The organism is Acidiplasma aeolicum (genome assembly GCF_001402945.1).
In the GTDB taxonomy this organism is placed as follows: Archaea; Thermoplasmatota; Thermoplasmata; order Thermoplasmatales; family Thermoplasmataceae; genus Acidiplasma; species Acidiplasma aeolicum.
Genome location: NZ_LKBG01000086.1, coordinates 1 through 2,267, shown reverse-complemented (window position 1 = coordinate 2,267; position 2,267 = coordinate 1). Strand labels below are relative to the sequence as shown.

Genomic DNA, 2,267 nt, shown 5'->3' with positions numbered 1-2,267 from the left:
TAATATTTACGAATTCAAAAATTTCAATGATATAATAATATCATTTATATCAAAAATTAATAATGTACCCTTATTCACATTTGATAACAATTTAAAAAAATATTGCACTAAAAATAAAATTAAATTGCCTAAATAATACCATTTCTTATTTTTATGCCCAATGTATCTGCCGGCAAGAATTCAGTAAATGGTGTGAATGTAAATTCCGGAAAAATTATTATAAACCAAGCCTAATGAATCAATGGAATTTATATGGTTTAATCCTGCTATCTGTTCATTTTTAAGACTATTTTTATCCATATCATAGCTAAATTTAAACCAATGTAGGCATGTATACTCAACAAAATGCCATCTTTTTAATATTAAAAATACTTATTCCCTGCTCGAAAGATATAAAAGGCCATGCCAAATATATTATAATATGAATGGCAATACCTCAAATGTTTATATAATAGATGCAAAGAGAACCCCTATAGGTAAAAGAAATGGCGCTCTTAAGGATGTGCATCCAGTTGACCTCCTTGGAAATCTGACCCGTGAGGTACTGGATTATAATTCAATAGACCCAGAAAATGTTGATGAATTTATAACAGGCTGTGTAAGCCAGACCGGCAATCAGGGAGGAAACATAGCCAGAAATGCATGGTTATCTGCGGGATTACCTGAATCTGTCCCGGGTGTTTCAATTGACAGGCAGTGTGGTTCAAGCCTTCAGGCCCTCGAATTTGCAAGGAATGGAATTATGTCCGGGGATTATGATATTGCGATAGCCTCAGGTGTGGAATCCATGACAAGGGTGCCAATGTTAAGCACCATCGAAAAGGAGAATCCAATAACAGAGGGTTTAAGGAGAAGATATAATCTCGGCAATGAGTGGTTCAGCCAGGCATACGGTGCCGAGCTTATAGCAAAGAAGTTCAAAATATCCAGACAGGAGATGGATTTACTGAGCTATGAAAGCCATATTAGGGCCACAAAGGCCAGAGAATTACTTAAAAAGGAAATGATCCCAGTAAAATATAATGGAAATACCATACTTGATTATGATCAGGGTGTACGTGAAAAACCCGATCTTGAAAAAATGAACGAACTTCCACCCGCATTCCCCAATTTAAGGATGATTACTGCAGGAAATGCCAGCCAGATATCTGATGGTGCTAGTGTGGCAATTCTTGCATCTGAAACTGCAGTTGAAAAGTACAACCTGAAGCCAAGGGCTGTGGTAAAAAACGTTACAGCTGTTGGTGTTGATCCGGTAACCATGCTCACAGGCCCAATTCCTGTCACTGAAAAAGTTCTAAAGAGAACAGGATTAACACTGGATGACATAGATGTTTTTGAGGTTAACGAGGCATTTGCATCGGTTGTTTTGGCATGGGAAAAGGAATTATGTGTAAATCATGATAAAGTAAATATAAACGGGGGGGCAATAGCACTTGGGCACCCACTGGGTGCAACTGGCACCAGGATAGTTTCAACCCTTCTTAATATAATGGATGATAAAAAATACAGATATGGCTTGATAGCCATATGCGAGGGAGGTGGCATGGCCAACGGTGCAATTATAGAGAGATTAGAATAAGTACTTTACTTAAATGCCATAAACCTATGATTATTCCATATTTTTCCGTTTTTATTTTTATATTATTCGAAAATTAACTATACGTACATTTACATTTAACTATTTAGACTTGATATTTTCTAATTTCTTTTTTGTTATTGATATATTATGCATTTACTATACAATTAATGGAGTTTATTATTAATTTAAACTATCTAATTTTTTAATCGGTTATAATAAATAGCGTAATTCATTCTATTTAAATGTTAATTTAAATTAAATTCACTTAAAAAATTTTTATATTATCAAAGAAGATTTGTATGTTTATGTTTTAAAATATACAATAATAATTTTATAATAGAAAGCAAATAATTTATTAGTTGCTAAATATAATTAGGGAAATTAATAGAAGGAAGGCTAATAGACTAATTTATACATAAATTGAAATGCCTCATTTAGTTTGCTTTAATTTATATTTGTTGATAACTGTATTCAATTAAGTTAGATTATCAAATAAAAACAATTTACTTCTAAATTTAACCTTTAATATTGATAGGATGTAAAAATTAGAGTAAATAAAAATATTAAGAACGTTGTTAAACTACCATTAAAAATATACAAATTCAAAATTATTATATTTTATATTGTGCAATTATTTTGCGTAATAAAAACGTGAAATAAGTTTTATATTATTATATTTTTTGTA

The 2,267-nt window shown here is 31.5% G+C and carries 1 protein-coding gene; it reads left to right on the top strand.

The genetic code is table 11. From position 1 onward, the window contains the following. Positions 1–421: 421 nt before the first annotated feature. Positions 422–1,582, top strand: a complete 1,161-nt coding sequence (locus AOG54_RS02635; RefSeq protein ID WP_055032372.1) for a thiolase family protein — start codon at positions 422–424, stop codon at positions 1,580–1,582. Positions 1,583–2,267 lie beyond the last annotated feature (685 nt).